The organism is Sphingomonas elodea ATCC 31461, from assembly GCF_000226955.1.
In the GTDB taxonomy this organism is placed as follows: domain Bacteria; phylum Pseudomonadota; class Alphaproteobacteria; order Sphingomonadales; family Sphingomonadaceae; genus Sphingomonas; species Sphingomonas elodea.
Genome location: NZ_AGFU01000003.1, coordinates 1 through 17,338, shown reverse-complemented (window position 1 = coordinate 17,338; position 17,338 = coordinate 1). Strand labels below are relative to the sequence as shown.

13 protein-coding genes and 1 tRNA gene are annotated in these 17,338 nt (G+C 66.1%); 11 read left to right on the top strand and 3 right to left on the bottom strand.

The window, feature by feature from the left end:
• The first annotated feature begins 86 nt into the window (after positions 1-86).
• From KK7_RS0101275 to KK7_RS0101240, 8 genes are all read left to right on the top strand, one after another.
• Positions 87-1,853, top strand: coding sequence for a fatty acyl-AMP ligase (locus KK7_RS0101275; protein ID WP_010542837.1), 1,767 nt, complete (start codon positions 87-89; stop codon positions 1,851-1,853).
• Positions 1,854-2,008: 155 nt separating this feature from the next.
• Positions 2,009-4,375, top strand: coding sequence for a putative bifunctional diguanylate cyclase/phosphodiesterase (locus tag KK7_RS0101270; protein ID WP_010542836.1), 2,367 nt, complete (start codon positions 2,009-2,011; stop codon positions 4,373-4,375).
• A 121-nt stretch (positions 4,376-4,496) separates the two neighbouring features.
• The gene (locus KK7_RS0101265; protein WP_010542835.1) at positions 4,497-5,045 is read left to right on the top strand and encodes an FxDxF family PEP-CTERM protein; all 549 of its coding nucleotides are present in this window, start codon (positions 4,497-4,499) and stop codon (positions 5,043-5,045) included.
• 141 nt (positions 5,046-5,186) lie between these two features.
• Positions 5,187-5,263, top strand: a tRNA-Trp gene (locus KK7_RS0101260).
• A gap of 650 nt (positions 5,264-5,913) precedes the next feature.
• Complete coding sequence (locus tag KK7_RS0101255; RefSeq protein WP_010542834.1) at positions 5,914-8,904, top strand: TonB-dependent receptor; 2,991 nt, start codon at positions 5,914-5,916, stop codon at positions 8,902-8,904.
• 128 nt (positions 8,905-9,032) lie between these two features.
• Positions 9,033-9,755 (top strand): SapC family protein, encoded by a 723-nt coding sequence (locus KK7_RS0101250; RefSeq protein ID WP_010542833.1) that lies wholly within the window; start codon positions 9,033-9,035, stop codon positions 9,753-9,755.
• Positions 9,756-9,760: 5 nt separating this feature from the next.
• Positions 9,761-10,792, top strand: coding sequence for a cupin-like domain-containing protein (locus tag KK7_RS0101245; RefSeq protein ID WP_010542832.1), 1,032 nt, complete (start codon positions 9,761-9,763; stop codon positions 10,790-10,792).
• Between the two features lie 8 nt (positions 10,793-10,800).
• Entirely contained in the window at positions 10,801-12,309 is a 1,509-nt protein-coding gene (locus tag KK7_RS0101240; RefSeq protein WP_029622591.1) for a tryptophan halogenase family protein, read from the top strand.
• A gap of 31 nt (positions 12,310-12,340) precedes the next feature.
• On the opposite strand, the gene KK7_RS0101235 is transcribed toward KK7_RS0101240, so the two are convergent.
• The gene (locus KK7_RS0101235; protein ID WP_010542830.1) at positions 12,341-14,299 is read right to left on the bottom strand and encodes a glycoside hydrolase family 127 protein; all 1,959 of its coding nucleotides are present in this window, start codon (positions 14,297-14,299) and stop codon (positions 12,341-12,343) included.
• A gap of 132 nt (positions 14,300-14,431) precedes the next feature.
• Here KK7_RS0101235 and KK7_RS0101230 point away from each other — a divergent pair, with 132 nt between their 5' ends.
• The 3 genes from KK7_RS0101230 (at position 14,432) to nusG (ending at position 15,970) form a co-directional block, all read left to right on the top strand.
• Positions 14,432-15,061, top strand: a complete 630-nt coding sequence (locus KK7_RS0101230) for a DedA family protein (RefSeq protein WP_010542829.1) — start codon at positions 14,432-14,434, stop codon at positions 15,059-15,061.
• Positions 15,062-15,216: 155 nt separating this feature from the next.
• Entirely contained in the window at positions 15,217-15,414 is a 198-nt protein-coding gene (gene secE / locus KK7_RS0101225; protein ID WP_010542828.1) for a preprotein translocase subunit SecE, read from the top strand.
• Between the two features lie 16 nt (positions 15,415-15,430).
• Complete coding sequence (gene nusG / locus KK7_RS0101220; RefSeq protein ID WP_010542827.1) at positions 15,431-15,970, top strand: transcription termination/antitermination protein NusG; 540 nt, start codon at positions 15,431-15,433, stop codon at positions 15,968-15,970.
• 85 nt (positions 15,971-16,055) lie between these two features.
• Here nusG and KK7_RS0101215 read toward each other — a convergent pair whose 3' ends face one another.
• Together KK7_RS0101215 and KK7_RS0101210 are read right to left on the bottom strand one after the other, a co-directional pair.
• Complete coding sequence (locus KK7_RS0101215) at positions 16,056-16,811, bottom strand: helix-turn-helix domain-containing protein (protein WP_010542826.1); 756 nt, start codon at positions 16,809-16,811, stop codon at positions 16,056-16,058.
• Positions 16,812-16,958: 147 nt separating this feature from the next.
• The coding region (locus KK7_RS0101210) for a flagellin (RefSeq protein WP_010542825.1) at positions 16,959-17,338 on the bottom strand (380 nt) is incomplete at its 5' end.

The window sequence follows — 17,338 nt, the reverse complement described above, 5'->3', positions numbered from 1 at the left end:
AACGATACTGCGTAGCAGAGCACCTGCGGAAAACTGCGTTGTGGGGGCACAACGAACTGCTACCTCACAGGGGCACGAGAAAAAGAATGGTATTGAACGAAACGGGATCGCTCGAAACAGTGGATATGGAAGTGCTTGCGCCCACGCCCACGGAAGACCGTCTCCCGCGCCGTTTCGCTGATTTCGAAACGCTGGGCGCCGCACTCGATTATGCGGCCCAGGGCGTGCGCGGTCTGAACTTCCACGATGCGCGCGGCAAGCTGGCACGGCCTTACCCCTTCGCCGAACTGCGCCGCGACGCGCTGGAGCAGGCGCGCCGGCTGATCGCGGCCGGCATCCAGCCGCAGGATCGCATCGCGCTGATCGCGGAGACCGGGCCGGAATTCGCCGCGATCTTCTTCGGCGTGATCTATGCCGGCGCCTGGCCGGTGCCGCTGCCGCTGCCGACCAGCTTCGGCGGCGCGCAATCCTATATCGACCAGCTGCGCGTCCAGCTCGAGAGCTGCGACCCGATGCTGCTGATCTACCCGCCCGAAATCGGCAGCATGTGCGCCGAGGCCGCGCGCATCACCGAGGTCAACGGGATCGACTGGGCCGCCTTTTCGGAGCGCGCCGCACCCGAGACGGTGCTGCCGCAGGCCAAGTCGGACGACATCGCCTATCTGCAATATTCGAGCGGCTCCACCCGCTTCCCGCACGGCGTGGCGATCACCCACCATGCGCTGCTCAACAACCTCGCCGCGCACAGCCACGGCATGGAGCTGGTCGAGGCGGACCGCTGCGTCTCCTGGCTGCCCTGGTACCATGACATGGGGCTGGTCGGCTGCTTCCTGTCGCCGGTCGCCAACCAGGTGTCGACCGATTACATGAAGACCGAGGATTTCGCCCGGCGCCCGCTCGCCTGGCTGGACCTGATCAGCCGCAATCCGGGCAACAGCATCTCCTACTCGCCGACCTTCGGCTACGACATCTGCGCGCGCCGCATGTCCAGCCAGACCAAGGCGAGCGAGCGGTTCGACCTCAGCCGCTGGCGCCTTGCCGGCAACGGCGCCGACATGATCCGCCCGGACGTGATGCAGCGCTTCGTCGATGCCTTTGCGGATGCGGGCTTCAAGGCGACCGCGTTCCTGCCGAGCTACGGCCTGGCCGAGGCGACGCTGGCCGTTTCGATCATGCCCCCGGGCGAAGGCATCGTCGTCGAGCTGGTCGAGGAAACCCAGCTGTCCGGCGGCACCGCCCGCGCCGATCGCCCGCAGCGCTACCGCGCGGTCGTCAACTGCGGCAAGCCGGTGCGCGACATGACCGTCGAGATCCGCGAGGAAGACGGCACGCCGCTCCCCGAAAAGGCGATCGGCAAGGTCTGGTGCAAGGGCCCGTCGGTGATGGTCGGCTATTTCCGCGACGAGGCCGCCACCGAGGCGTGCATGGTCGATGGCTGGCTGGATACCGGCGACATGGGCTACATGTCGGACGGGTACATTTACATCGTCGGCCGCGCCAAGGACATGATCATCGTCAACGGCAAGAACCACTGGCCGCAGGACATCGAATGGGCGGTGGAGCAGCTGCCCGGCTTCAAGCAGGGCGACATCGCCGCCTTCGCGATCACCACCCCCGGCGGCGAGGAAACCCCGGCGGTGCTGGTCCAGTGCCGCACCTCGGACGAACAGGAACGCGTCCGACTGCGCGAGGAAATCCGCGAGCGCGTCCGCTCGGTCACCGGCATGAACTGCGTGGTCGAACTCGTTCCGCCGCGCACCCTGCCGCGCACCAGCTCGGGCAAGCTCAGCCGCGCCAAGGCACGCAACCTGTACCTGAACGGCGAGATCAAGCCCTACGCGATCGCCGCCTGATCGGCGTGCGCCGGCCGGGCATTCTGCCCGGCCGGCCCGTCCTGCGGCATCCTGTTACCGTGCCGATCCGTCTCACAGTGCCGAAGAAATGAACCCGTTCACGTCCATTTCGCTACGCGCCTAACTTCTCGCTAACCTCCCATCGCTATGTCAGCGTGGTGAGCAGTTCCACGCCAACGCCGCTGATCCAACCGCGCGTCGATCTTCGCGCGCTGCTGGCGCTGAGCGACCCCAAGGACACGATAGACTGGGCGCGGATGCGCGCCGCACAGCTCGATGCAGGCCGCCGCTCGGCGCTGCTGCTGCTCTCCGCCCATGCCGTGGGCGCCGGGCTGAGCGTGCTGGCGCTCGCGCCCCTCGCCTCGGGTCTCCTGTTGTTCTGCTGGATGGCCCTCGCCCTCGGCACCGCATCATGGGTCGCGCTGCGCCGGTTGGGCTGGCGCGAGGGCGAAACGCACACCGCCACGCTGGCCGATGTCCGCCGTACCGCCCCCGAAGGCGTGGTGATGGGCGCGGCCTGGTCGATCCTCCCGGTCGCCTTCGGGTCGATCGTGACCGCCTCGGCGAGCCTCGATCTCTGGGCCGCGACAACGCTGGTGCTCACCGCCACCGCGATGACGATCGGGATCCTGCCGCTGGCCGGCCTGAGCTTCATCGGGATTCTCGGCTCGGTCTGCGCGGTCACGCTGCTGCTCGTCGGCAATCCGATGCTCTCGCTCGCCGCGGTGCTGCTGACCTTCCTGCTCGGTGCCGGCAGCTTCGGCCGGGCGCGGGCGCTCGTGCTGCTGCGCGCCAACCAGATGGCGCTGGCCGAGCGCGACCAGACCGTCAGCCTGCTGCTGCGCGAGTTCGAGGACGCCGGCTCGGACTGGCTGTGGGAGATCGACGCCCAGCGCCGCGTCGTCCGCGCCAGCCCGCGCCTCGCCGCCTCGCTGGGGCTGGAGCCCGGCACGCTGGCCGGGATGCCCTTCCTCCAGCTGCTCGCCGGCCCCGCCTGGGAGAGCGGCCGCTTCGCCCCCGAATTCCACGCGCTGGCCGAACGGCTGAAGGGCCGCGACCCCTTTGCCGACTTCGCCGTGCCGATCGACGTCGAGGGAGAGCGCCGCTGGTGGCAGATGTCCGCCAGCCCCAAGTTCGACGAGCGCGGCGCCTTTTCGGGCTTTCGCGGCGTCAGCTCGGACGTTACCGAGCAGCGCCGCGCCACCGAGCAGATCCACCGGATGGCCCGCTTCGATGCGCTCACCGGTCTGCCCAACCGCCTCCACATCAACGAGACGCTGGCCGAGGCGATGGCCGAGGCCGACAAATGGGGCGCGCGCTGCGCCTTCATGATGATCGATCTGGATCGCTTCAAGGCGGTCAACGACACGCTCGGCCATCCCGTCGGCGACCGGCTGCTCCAGCGCGTGGCGGAGCGGCTGCGTCGGCTGGTCAGCGAGAACGAGATGATCGGACGGCTCGGCGGCGACGAGTTTGCCGTGGTGGTGCGCGACGCGCGTGACGGCGAGCGGGTCGAGCGGCTCGCCCAGGCGATCATCGACGCCGTGTCCCAGCCCTATGAGCTGGACCAGCACACCCTCTATATCGGCGCGTCGGTGGGCCTCGCGCTCGCCCCGCGCGACGGCCGCACCGCCGAGACGCTGATCCGATCGGCCGATCTCGCCCTCTATCGCTCCAAGGACAAGGGCGGCGGCGTCTTCCACGCCTATGAGCCGCAGCTGCATGTCGCCGCCGAGGAGCGCCGCGTGCTCGAAATCGCGCTGCGCGCCGCGGTCGAAAAGGGCGAGATGCAGCTCGCCTACCAGCCGGTGGTCAACGCCCGCAGCGGCGGGCTGCTCGGTTTCGAGGCGCTGCTGCGCTGGACGCATCCCGAGCTCGGCAGCATCCCGCCCGCCAAGTTCATCCCCCTCGCCGAGGAGGCCCGGCTGATCGGCGCGATCGGCGAATGGGTGCTGCGTACCGCCTGCCACGAGGCCGCGCGCTGGGAAGAGCCCGCCCGCGTCGCGATCAACGTCAGCCCCGAACAGCTCCACCACCCCGCCTTCGCCACGCTGGTGGCGGAGACGCTGGCAAGCTCCGGCCTACCGGCGGACCGGCTGGAGCTGGAAGTCACCGAAAGCGTCTTCCTGCGCGAGGGCACCTCGGCCGTGCGCGTGCTGGAGCAGATCCTCGATCTCGGCGTGCGCCTCAGCCTCGACGATTTCGGTACCGGCTATTCCTCGCTCGGCTACCTCACCCACACCCGGTTCAGCTCGATCAAGATCGACCGCAGCTTCGTCCAGTGCGCCGCGCGCGGCGGGCGCGAGGCGATCGCGATCATCCGCGCGGTGGTTGCCCTGGCCGACAGCCTGGGCATGGCGACGACCGCCGAGGGCGTCGAAACCGAGAGCGAGCACGAGATGGTGCAGGCGCTCGGCTGCGCGCGGGCGCAGGGCTATTATTTCGGCCGGCCGCTGCCCGTAGACGAAGCGCGCGGACTTGTTTCCCGGAACGGCCGTGAAACGATCCGCGCGCGCGCGTGATTGGCGACGGCCCGTTCCCGATCTGAGACATATGGCTGATTTTCGACGGGAACTTCCGGAACCCTGAAGGGTCTCGCCTCCACCGCAATGGTTCGATTGCCGTTCTAGGGAGACACCCCGCATGTATCGTTCGCTTATGGCCGCGGCGCTCGCCGCCTCGGCCCTGGTTGCCGTCGCGCCCGCACAGGCCCAGACCTATTTCGGCCCGGCCGACATGAACATCGCCCTGGACGGCGATGGCACGATCTCGACCAATTTCGGCCAGTCCGGCATCAAGGCCGGCGCCTTCACGCATATCTACCAGTTCACGCTGCCCCAGAACGGCTTCGCCAGCGGCTCGGTCGCGACCAGCGCGGTCAAACTCAACGGCCCGACGGATCTCGACCTGACCTCGGTGTTCTTCAACGGCGTGCAGCTGCTGGGCACCTTCGGCGGCGGCCGCAATGAAGTGGTGTTCGCCAACGACGTGCAGATCCTCGCCGGCGTGCAGAACAACATCACCGTCACCGGCGTGTCGCGCGGCAACGGCTCCTATGGCGCGCAGGGCGTGTTCTCTCCCACCGGCGTACCGGAACCGGCAGCCTGGGGCATGATGATCGGCGGCTTCGGCCTGGCCGGCGCAGCGCTGCGCCGTACGCGCCGTACGCGCGTCACCTTCACCGCCGCCTAAAAAAACAAGACGTTCGAACCGTTGCTCCCGAAGCGCCGTCGCGGATCCCCGCGGCGGCGCTTTTCGGTTCGGTACCGTGCCGGCGGATGCATCTTGCCTATTGCCCCCGCGCAAATCGCCCGATAAAGGGGCAGCCCGCACAGGGGTGTAGCTCAGCTGGTTAGAGCGTCGGTCTCCAAAACCGAAGGCCCTCGGTTCGAATCCGAGCTCCCCTGCCACTTCTCTGTCGTTGAACGATAGAACCCCACGCAATTTGACGTTAAGTCGCGCCTTCAGCCGTAGTGCTGGACGCCGGATCGGCGCGCGCGGCCTGCGCTCAAAGCCGCGTCGAATACGCAGCTATCCAGCAGGGCCGCCCGGTGGAGCGCCGGCAGCATGTGCGGCGGATGGACCGCCGATCGACGATCCTTGCCTCGCTGCCAGCCCTGGCCGAACTTCGCGCCATAGCCGGCACGACCGTCCAGCGTCGTGACAGAGCAGCTGCAACAACGGCCGCACTTCGACAGCCGCTGAACGATAGCAAAAAACGCTCGAGCGGGAGCTGCGAAGCGGCCGCCCCGTGACAGTGAAAGAAATGTCACACCCTCGCGCCAATCGGCGCCAGCAATCTCGAAATCGCAAACCTCATGTTGACATATCGACGTTCCAAGGTAGCGTTACCATCAATGCGGCGACAGTCCGCATGGGGCGCAACTGCGACAGAAGTTCGCGGCCATCAGGGAGAGAAGAGATGAGGGGCTATTCCGCCGTATCGGCGCTTGCACGTTCGACATCGTTTTACGCGATCGGGATCGCGTCGCTGCTGCCCGTGGGGGCAATGGCGCAGACGACACCACCTGCTGCTCAGGCAGAGACGACAGAAGAGATAGTGGTCACTGGCATTCGCGCCAGTCTCGACCGCGCCATCGACATCAAGCGCACCTCGGCAGGCGTGGTCGATGCGATCTCGGCTGAAGACATCGGCAAATTCCCCGACACGAACCTGGCCGAATCGCTGCAGCGGATCACGGGCGTTTCCATCAGCCGCTCGAACGGCGAAGGTTCGCAGGTCGCGGTTCGCGGCTTTAGCGGCGGTTTCAACCTGGTGACGGTCAACGGCCGCCAGCTCGCCGCGACCAACATCGATCTCAGCACGGGCAACGCGTTCGCCACCGGCACCGGCCGCTCGTTCGACTTCCAGAATCTCGCCTCGGAAGGCGTTTCCCGCCTGGAAGTGTACAAGACCGGCCGTGCCAACATCCCGTCGGGCGGCATCGGCGCGGCGATCAACATCGTGACCCGCCGACCGCTCGAGGCTTCCCAGCCCGGGTTCTCCGGCTCGGTCGGTGCGAAGGCACTCTACGACCGAACCGTGGAGAATGCCGAGGGCAAGCTGAGCAAGATCACGCCCGAACTGCAGGGTCTGCTCAACTACAAGAATGCAGGAGAAACCTTCGGCGTGTCGGTATTCGGCAGCTATCAGCTGCGTGAATCGACCTCGGTCCAGTCGAATCCGAACTACTGGAACATCGTTCCGCTGGCCGACTTCCTGAACACCGCCGGCACGTACATCCGCCCGACGACGACCATTACGAACCGGCCCACAACGGCCTATGTGCAGATCCCGAACGACAGCCGGTATCAGTTCTCCGAAAATCGTCGCGAGCGCCTGAACGGCCAGGCTGTCATGCAGTTCAAGCCGACCGAAAATCTGGAGTTTGCGGTCGACGGCCTCTATGCGCGCAACAAGCTCAGCGACGAGCGCAGCGAGCAGACCAACTGGTTCCAGCGTCCGTTCACTGCCGTGACGTTCGATGACAACAAGCAGATGCAGTCTGCCGTCGTCCTCGCCGAGTCGATCCTCGCGGACAAGGGCTACGAACAGCAGCGCTTCGCCACCAGCACCGAACTCTATGCGATCGGTGGCAATGTGAAGTGGGATTTCGCCGACCGCATGTCGCTGAAATTCGATGCCAACCACTCGAAGTCGACGACCAATCCGGACAATTCGAACGGTTCGTCGGCGACGACGTTCTCGATCGGCGCGCCCGTCCGCGCATCGCACAGGGTCGATTTCACCACCGGCTTCCCGCAGCAGTCGGAAACGATCAACGACAACCCTGCCACCAATGGCGGCCGTGGCGGCAACAACAACGGCGTCCTCGATATCGGCGACGTTGGTACGCAGATCGCGCGTGTCATCACGTCACGGCAGGAAGCGCGGATCAATCAGTTCAGCGGCGAATTCAAATGGGATTTCGGCGACCGCAGCAGCTTTGCCTTCGGCGGTCAGTATGTCGATGCGAAGATGCGCTCCGCGTCGCGCAACACCCAGCAGATGCTGGGTGACTGGGGCATCGAGGATGCGGGCATCGTCAGGCAGCGCACGCCGAACCTCGTCAGCACCTATTGCCTGACCTGCAAGTTCGACAAGTACAACCCGAACTCGCAGGGTTCGGCGCTGGTTGCCTTCCGCGGCAATGCCGTCGATCTCAACAACTTCTATTCGCCCTTCTACGCCAACTCGGGCATCGCCGGTCGCGGCGTCAATCTGAACGGGTCGTCGGACGATACGGTCGGCGAGAAGACCTGGGCGGTCTATGGCCAGATGGCATGGGGCGGCGAGATCGGTGGTCGCAAGGCCAATGCCCTGATCGGCGTTCGCTACGAACAGACGAACGTTGACTCGGTGGCCCTGCAGTCGGTGCCGGCCGCGCTGGTGTGGCAGTCCGACAACGATTTCACCGTGCTGGGTGGCCCGGCAGGTGGTGCGGTGCGGGCAAAGGCTTCGTACAGCAACTTGCTGCCGTCGCTCGACTTTAACATCGAAGTAATTGACAACGTTGTTGCACGCACCTCGTTCAGCCGGACGCTGGCCCGTGCCGACTATGGCAACCTGTTCGCCTCGGTCACGGCGAATGCGCCGAACCGCCCGACCGCGCTGGGCGCCGCACCTGCCCCGGCCAGCAGGAACGATCCGGGCCTGCTCCCGCTGGTTTCGGACAATTTCGACGCGTCGGTGGAATGGTACTACAAGCCGTCGAGCTTCATCTCGGCCGGCTTCTTCTACAAGACCGTGCGCAACTTTGTCGGCACCCAGATCACCAACGGCAACCTGTTCGGCCTGCGGGATCCGGGCGCGGGCACGCCGGGATCGCGTTCGGGGATCGCGCTTGACTATCTCCGCTCGACCGGGCGGGCGCTTAGCGACATCAACCTGTTCGCCTACACGGCACTCCTGCAGCTGAACAACGGCAATCAGGCTGCGGCAACGGCAGCGTTCCAGGGCGGTATCGACCCGGCAACGGGCGAGCTGCGGACCGCCTTCTACAATCAGCTGGCCACGTCGATCGACCTCACCGGCGACGCGGCCGATCCTCTCGTCAACTTTGCGATCAGCGGTCCGATCAACAATCGCGAAGGGAAGATCAACGGCTTCGAATTTGCCTGGACGCACTTCTTCGGCAATTCCGGCCTTGGTTTCGCTGCGTCGTACACGAAGGTGAACGGCGACGTGAATGTCGATCCCTATGCCAATCCCAACGTCAACATCTTCGCGTTGACCGGGCTGGGCGACAGCGCCAACCTCACCGGCATCTACGAGAAAAACGGCATTTCGGCCCGCGTGTCGTACAACTGGCGCGACAAGTATCTGACGGCGACGAACCAGGGTGGTAACCGCAATCCGCTGTTCACCGACACGTTCGGAACGCTGGATGCGAGCATCAGCTACGACATCAACGAGCGGATTTCGCTGTCGTTGGAAGCCGTCAACCTGACGAGTGAGCCGTTCCGCCAATATGCCCGTACGAAGACCAATCTCGTCTTCGTGCAGGAACTGAAGCCCCGCTTCTGGGCAGGCGCACGGTTCCGCTTCTGATGCGTGCGAGCGTGGGCTGCGCCCACGCTCTGCCGAACCAAAGGAAGGGCCGCTGCGCTGATCGCAGCGGCTTTTTCTTTCTGGTCGCACCTGCGATACCATCGCTGCGCTGAACAGGGTCGGAGCTGATGAATCCAATACAGATCAATAATGTAGACCACGCCGATCTGCGCGTGCGCCGGGCGGCGGGCGCCGCATATGGAGATGCCGCCAACCAGGCACTGGTGTTTCCGGCTGAGTTCGAGGAACTGCAGCGCGAATTCGCCATCATCTTCCGCCGACGCGAAACCGGGCTCCAAGCCTATGCCTTGCTCGGGCTCGACCGCGATGAAAACCTGTTCCTGGCGGACCATCAGTGGCTCAGCCGCTATGTTCCCGCCAGCCACCAGCGCGGCCCCTTCTCGATCGGGATCGTACGCGACGGTCCCGGTGCCGAGCCCGGCGAGCCGATGGTCCATGTCGACATGGACGATCCGCGCGTGGGCGCCGAGGATGGCCTGCCGCTGTTCCTCGAACATGGCGGCAATGCCCCGTATCTGGAATATGTGACGGGCGTCCTCCGGCTGTTGTACGAGGGCGTGGAGACAGCACCGGCGGCATATGCCGCGCTCGACGACGCCGGATTGCTGACAGAGGTCACGCTCAACATCGATGTACGCGAGGATCTGCGCTTCACCGTCCCCGATGTGCTGGTCGTTGACATCGCACAGCTTGCCGCGCTGCGCGGTGCCTTGCTCGAGCAGTTGCACAGCACGGGGCTGCTCCGCCTCGCCACCCTCGCGGCAGCCTCGCTCGGCAACATTCAGCAGCTGATCGCGCGCAAGCAGATGCGGCTGGCCGAGAGCGCCTGATCGACATGCCTGCCATCGCTCGCCGTACGCGCGTGATCGAGGGAGCGGACGCGCACAGCCTGCCCGTCGCGGCGCTGATCGCGGAAGGTCGTCCGGCGATCCTGCGCGGCATCGCCCGGCACCTGCCGCTGGTCGCGGCAGGGCTGGAGGGTGCGGAAACAGCGATCGCCGCGCTCCGGGCGCTCGATGGCGGTCGGCCGGTCACGGCATTTGTCGGCGATCCGTCGATCCACGGGCGCTGGGGCTATGACCCCACCTGCACCGCGCTGAACTTCGCGCGGGAGAGCGGCTCGCTCTCGGCATATCTCGACCGGATACGTGCCACGCTGGGCGACCCGCACGCCCCTTCCATCTTCATCGGCTCGACCGACATCGACCATTATCTGCCGGGGCTGCGGGTATCGGACGCGCTGCAATTCGCCGACCCGCAGCTCGCAGCCCATCCGCCCCTGGTCAGCATCTGGATCGGCAACCGCACGACCACGGCAGCACATTACGACATGTCGAACAACATTGCGGTGTGCATGGTCGGGCGCCGCCGCTTCACCCTGTTTCCGCCCGATCAGATCGCCAATCTCTACCCCGGCCCACTCGATCCGACCCCTGCCGGCCAGGTCGTCACCATGGTCGATATCGCCAACCCGGACTTGGACCGCTTCCCCAATTTTGCCGAGGCGATGGCAGTCGGCGAAGTCGCCGATCTTGAGCCGGGCGACGCGCTGATCTACCCTGCCATGTGGTGGCACCAGGTCGAGGCGCTCGACGCGTTCAATGCAATGATCAACTACTGGTGGAACGACACGCCGGCATTTGTCGACACCCCGATGATCACATTGCTGCATGGGCTGATCAGCCTCCGCGACCGGCCTTCGGCCGAGAAGGACGCTTGGCGCGCGCTGTTCGACTATTATGTTTTCGGCCCCGCCGACCGTGCGGGCGCGCATCTGCCGGCGGAGGCCCGCGGCGCGCTGGCACCGCTCGACACCATGGCGGCGCGTCGACTGCGCGCGGAGATATTACGCAAGATGAACCGATAGGACCGGCGATGGGTGAAGCAACACGCAATGGGCAGGCCGTGAGGCGCGTCGTGATCGCAGGCGGTGGTACCGCCGGATGGGTCGCCGCCGCCGCACTGGTACGGCATCTGGGAAGCCTGATCGACATCACCCTGATCGAATCCGATGCGATCGGCACCGTGGGCGTCGGCGAATCCACCATTCCCACCAGCCGCGCGTTTCACAAATTTCTTGGCATCGACGAACAAAGCTTCATGCGCGCGAACGGTGCCAGTTTCAAACTGGGCATCTCGTTCGAGAATTGGGGCCAGATCGGCGAGCGCTATTTCCACAGCTTCGGCACCACGGGCCAGCCGACCGGCCTTGCCGATTTTCATCACTACTGGCTCGAGGCGACGGCGCAGGGCTTTGGCGGGCCGGTGGGCGACTATTGCGTCGAGTATCTCGCTGCACAGCAAGGGCGGTTTGCGACCGAGCTGAACGGAACGCCGCTGAGCTATGCCTATCATCTCGACGCAACCGCCTATGCGCGCGCGCTCCGGCAATTGTCGGAAAAGGCAGGCGTGCGGCGCGTCGAGGGCAAGATCGCCGCGATCGAGCAGGATCCCGACACCGGCTTTCTCACGGCGCTGGGCCTCTCGTCAGGCGAACGGATCGAAGGCGATCTGTTCATCGACTGCACCGGCTTTCATGGCCTGCTGATCGAGGAGACGCTGAAGACCGGCTATGAGGACTGGAGCGCGTGGCTACCGACCAACAGCGCCTGGGTCGTCCAGACCGAATCGACGGGGCCCGCCCTCCCCTACACCCGCGCGATCGCGCATGAGGCAGGATGGCGCTGGCGCATTCCGCTGCAGCACCGCGTCGGCAACGGCCTGGTCTATTGCAACGGGTTTCTGAGCGACGAGGAGGCGCGCGCCAAGCTGGTCGACAGCATTGACGGCGCGCCGGTCACCGAGCCGCGCCTCATCCGCTATGTCAGCGGACGGCGGAAAAAGTCCTGGAACAAGAACTGCATCGCGCTCGGCCTGTCGTCGGGCTTTGTCGAGCCGCTCGAATCCACCAGCATCCACCTGATCAAGATCGGCATCACCCGACTGATCCACGCCTTCCCGTTCGACGGCGTCACGCCGGCGCTGACCGAACGCTATAACGGGGTTGCGCGGGCGGAGATGGAGCACATACGCGACTTCATCATCCTGCACTATCATCTCACGCAACGCACCGATTCGCCCTTCTGGCGGCGGATGCGCGCAATGGAGATTCCCCAATCGCTGGCGCAGCGTATGGCCCTGTTCGAGCAGAACGCCATCGCCTACCAGGATTCGGACGATCTCTTCCGCGTCGATTCCTGGGTGCAGGTATTGATGGGACAGGGCATGCGCCCGCGCGCGCACAATCCACTCGCGCGCCTCGCGCCGCCCGACCAGCTCAAGCGGGCGCTGGGCGACCTGCGGGGGAACGTTGCGCGCTGCGTTGCTGCGCTTCCCCCGCACGCCGCCTTTCTCGACCGCTATTGCGCGAACGAGGCAGCCTGATCGAGCGGCCTTGCGCGCGGCGCCATCCGCGTCACGCCGTCACCGGCGCGAGCTTCCAATAGGTCGCATAGCGTTCGTGCGCGATGCGGTGATAGGGGATAAGCCGCACCGGCGCGCCGTCGGCCGCGGGCAAGGTGAATTCGAGCGGCGCCTTGCCCGGCCGCATCTGCGCCAGCAGCGCCTGCGGGTCGCCCGCCAGCACCGGCACCTGCACCGGACCGTCATTGTACCGGCCATAGTCGCGTTCGTTGACGACGATGTCCGCCCCCGGCGCCAGCCCCTGCGCACCCAGCGCGCCCGCCAGCACCAGCGGGCCATAGGTGAAGGCGACCACGTCCGGCGCGGCGGGGGCGCGCTCGACGCCCGGTTCCATCACCAGTTGCAGTTCCACGACATCGCCGTCGCGCCAGTTGCGCGGCAGCGCGATGCGGCTGCCGGGTGCGACCGAGCGCGCCGCCACCTTGCCGTTCACCCGCACGGTCGCCGTGCGGCTCCAGCCGGGGTGGCGGAGGCTCAGCGTCACGTCGACCGGCTTGTCCAGCCGCCAGCGCAGCGTCGTCGTCGGCACCTCGGGAAAGCGGGTCTCCTGCACCAGCACCGCCCCCTTGTCGCGCCAGCGCAGCGTCGATGGCAGGAACAGGTTCACGTACAGCGTCGAGGCGTCGTGGAAGTAGATTGAATCGCGGTATTTTACATGGTTCTCCATCCCCGTGCCGGTGCAGCACCAGAAGCTGTGCTCGGGGGTGTGATAGAGCTTCATGTAGCCGGGCCGCGCGCCCTGGAAATAGGTCGCCATGCCGCTGTCCGGATCCTGCGAGGCGAGGATGCCGTTGTAGAGCGTCCGCTCGTAATAATCGGCATAGGCCGGATCGGGATCGTGGAGGAACAGCGCGCGGGTCAGCTTCAGCATGTTGTGCTGGCAGCAGGTCTCCGATCCCTTGGCCGAGAAGACGTGGGTCTCGAAGTCCGCCATCGCGAAGAAATGCTCGTTGTCGCCGTGCCCGCCGGTCGCGAAGGAGCGGGTTTGCGCCACCGTCTTCCAGAAGAATGCCGCGGCATCCCGGTACGCGGCATCGCCGGTCGCCTCGTAGACGCGCTGGAAGCCGACCACCTTGGGCACCTGCGTATTGGCGTGCAGCCCGTCGAGATGGTCCTGCGCCCTGGCGAGCGGCGCCAGCAGCGCCTTGTGCGAAAAGCGCCGCGCGATTGCCCGATATTCCTCCTTGCCGGTCATGAAATAGAGATCGGCATAGATCTCGTTCATGCCGCCATGCTCGGTCTCCAGCATCGCCTCGAACTCGGCGTCGGAGAGCGGCCGGCTCGCCACCACACCCCAGTCGGCGAGGCGGAGCAGCGTCGCGCGGGCCGGTTCGCTGTCGGCGAGCAGCGCGCCGTCGCGCAGGCCCGCATAGACCTTGTGCAGTGTGTACCAGGGCACGCCGGTGATCTTCTCGCCGCGCAGATGCGCCGATACCAGCGCCGCGCCCTTGGGGAAGGCGGTAACCAGCCCGCTCTTCGCGGCGTCCTGGCAGGCGCCGAGCTCGGTCGCGATATAGTCGACGCGCTGGCGATACCGGGCCTCGCCCGTCGCGCGATAGGCCAGCGCGCAGGCCGAGAGATAATGGCCGAGCGTATGCCCCTGGCAGTGAATGTCGGACCAGAGCGGATCCGATTCCCACCCGCCATAGGCCGGCGCCTTGGGTTCGAGGCCGGCATTGACGCGGAACTGGTGGAGCAGCCGATCGGGCTCGAGCCGCAGCAGATAGGCCTCGGTCGCGCGCTGGGCGTGGAGGAAAGGCCCCTCCCCCAGCGTCACATCCGCCATGTCGAACGGCTGGAGCCGGGGCGCCGCGACCGGGGCACCGTCCACCGCCACCGCCGCTGCCGGATGCGGCAAGGCCACGCCCCCGCCGATCGCCACCGCGCCGCTGCAGGTGCCGGCAAGAAACGCCCGCCGCGAAGGGCGCATCCGCCCGGTTGCCAAGCCCATGAAATCCCTCTCCGTCGCCTAATTACTCCGGGTTATCAGACACACCCGGCTCCGCCAAGCCGCAACGGGTGTTGCTGCGCCGCGCAAAAAAGCGGCTTCCAAAATCCGCGCGGGTGCCGCAACGAAGCCGCCATGGTCGAACGCATCCTGGGCATCCTCGCCACCTTCACCATCTGGGTCATCTCGAGCGGGGGCTATCTCGGCATCGCGCTCCTGATGGCGATCGAATCCGCCTGCATTCCCCTGCCGTCGGAGATCATCATGCCGTTTGCCGGCTATCTGGTCTCCACCGGCCGGTTCGATCTCTACCTGGCGGCGACGGCGGGCGCGATCGGCTGCAACCTCGGCTCGATCGTCGCCTATGAGGTCGGCAAGCGCGGCGGGCGGCCGCTGGCGCTGCGTTGGGGCAAGTACGTCCTGATCGGCCCGGGCGAGATCGACGCGGCGGACCGCTTCTTCGCCCGCTATGGCAGCATCGCGGTGCTGATCGGCCGGCTGCTGCCGGTGATCCGCTCGTTCATCGCCTTCCCGGCCGGCGTCGCGCGGATGAAGCTGGTGCCGTTCCACGTCTACACCTTTATCGGCAGCTGGCCCTGGTGCTTCGGCCTCGCCTGGGTGGGCATGACGCTGGGCGAGAAGTGGGACAGCGACCCCCGCATGAAGGCCGCCTTCCACAGCGCCGACGCGCTGATCGGTGTGGTGCTGGTCGCGCTGGTGGCCTTCTACATCTGGCACCGCGTGCGGGGCATGAAGCAGCGGTAACGGCGTCCGGTCCTCCCCACGCTTGCACTCAGCCGCACGATCCTCTAGATACGGACCCCTAGCCGAAAGCGTGGGTGGATTGCACCGGTTCCTGAGAAGGACCGGGCAGCGGACCCATGCCCGACGCATCAACCGTTTCATTCGAGGATGCCCAAGTGGCGAAGACCAGTCCCGTCGAATTCATGCGCCAGGTGCGCCAGGAAACGTCGAAGATCGCATGGCCCAGCCGCCGCGAAACGATCATGACCGGCGTGATGGTGATGATCATGACGACGCTGCTCGGCAGCTTCTTCCTCGGCATCGATTCGCTGTTCGATCTGATCGTCAACGCCCTCCTCCGCCTCGCGCAGTAAGGAAAGACCAACAATCATGTCGCGCTGGTACATCATCCACGCCTATTCCGGTTTCGAGGGCAAGGTCCGCGACCAGATCCTGGCCGACGCCACCCGCCTGGGTCTCGATCGCCTCGTCGAGGCCGTCGAAGTGCCGACCGAGACGGTCACGGAAGTGCGTCGCGGCAAGAAGATCCAGTCCGAGCGGAAGTTCTTCCCCGGCTACGTCCTCGCCAAGCTCGAGATGAACGACGACGTCTATCACCTGGTGAAGAACACGCCGAAGGTGACCGGCTTCCTCGGCAGCTCGGGCAAGCCGCAGCCGATCAGCGAGGCGGAAGCCGCCCGCATCCTCAATACCAAGGAAGAAGCGGCCACCGCCGCGCCCAAGGCCAAGCTCAAGGTCGATTTCGACATCGGCGACACGGTCAAGGTCATCAGCGGCAACTTCGCCACCTTCTCGGGCGTGGTGGAAGAGCTGGATTACGACAAGAACCGCGTGAAGGTCTCGATCTCGATCTTCGGCCGCGCGACCCCGCTGGAGCTGGGGTTCGAGGACGTCGAACGGGTCAAGTGACCGGCGGGACCTGCGGGTCCGCACAAGCGAACACGAAAAAGCCGGGGCGCGAACCCCGGCTTTTTTGTTTGGTCGCCGCGCGGCCTCAGCCGACGGTGACGCCGACGACCTTCCACGCCTCGCCCTCGCGCTCCAGCGTCACGGTCTCGACCGCCGAGGCCTTGTTGGCGAAGCGGGTGCGGAACTTGACGACCTCATAGCCGTCCGGCGGCGCGGGCAGGCTCTGCTCGCTGAGCAGGGTACGCGCCTTCACCGCGCCGAGCGGCACGCGCACCTTCTCCGACGCGCGGGCCCAGACCTCGGCCGAGTTGAGCTGCTGGAAGCTCTTGCCGGTCATCGCATAGCTGCCCGCCCAGTTCGCCTGGTCGCCCAGTTCGAGGAAGCGGCGCGCGGTATCGAGGATCGCCGGATCGTGCGTCTCGATGGCGGCGCGCTGGTGCGCGGGTGTCGGCACTTGCGCGTTGGGCAGCGCGGCGAGGATAAGCAATCCCAGGAATACGGGCATGACGATGGCTCCGATCAAGAGGGGGCGCCGACGGGACGTCCGTCCGGCGCTGGCCCTTTCTTCCCGATCGGATGGCCCGGCGGCTTCCCCGATTTGTGTGTCCTCCAAGGTTTTGGGGGGCTCGCCTTCGGCATCGAGCAGCAGCCGCGCCGCCTCGCGACTGCTGGAAACCGCCAGCTTGCGCCGCGCCTCGCGCAGCCGCTCGTTGATCGTGTGGATCGAAAGACCGAGGCTGCGCGCGATCGACTTGGCATCATGCCCGCGGACGATCAGGCGGAGCGTCTGCTTTTCCTTCTCGGTCAGGGCATCCAAGCCCCGCGCGGTCGACGTCGTCATGCAGGCAGGCCTATGGCAGGCGGCGGAGAGCGGCCACCCCAAAAAAATCGTACTCCGTCCCCGTCCCAATGAAAAAAGGGCCGGGATGGCGAACCATCCCGACCCTCTTTCTCCAGCCTTCGGCCCCCAGGGTTGGGCCTTGGGCTCTTAGCGGAACAGCGAGGTGATGGTCTGCGGCGCCTGGTTGGCGATCGACAGAGCCTGCACACCGAGCTGCTGCTTGACCTGCAGTGCCTGCAACTTCGCCGATTCCTTCGCCAGGTCGGCGTCGACAAGGTTGCCGATGCCGCTGTCGATCACGTCCGAGAGCTTGCTGGTGAAGGTCTGCTGCGCGTCGATCTTGCGCGAAGCAGCACCGAGCCTGCCGAGGACCGCGGTCAGGTTGGTCTGCGTGGTCGTGATCGTGTCGATCATCGCCTGCGCGCTGGCCTGGGTGCTGATCGTCGCGGTCGACGAAATCGTGATGTTCGCGCCGCCCAGGTTGAGTTCCTGGTTCGCCACGCTGAGCGAATCCGGGTTCCACGCCG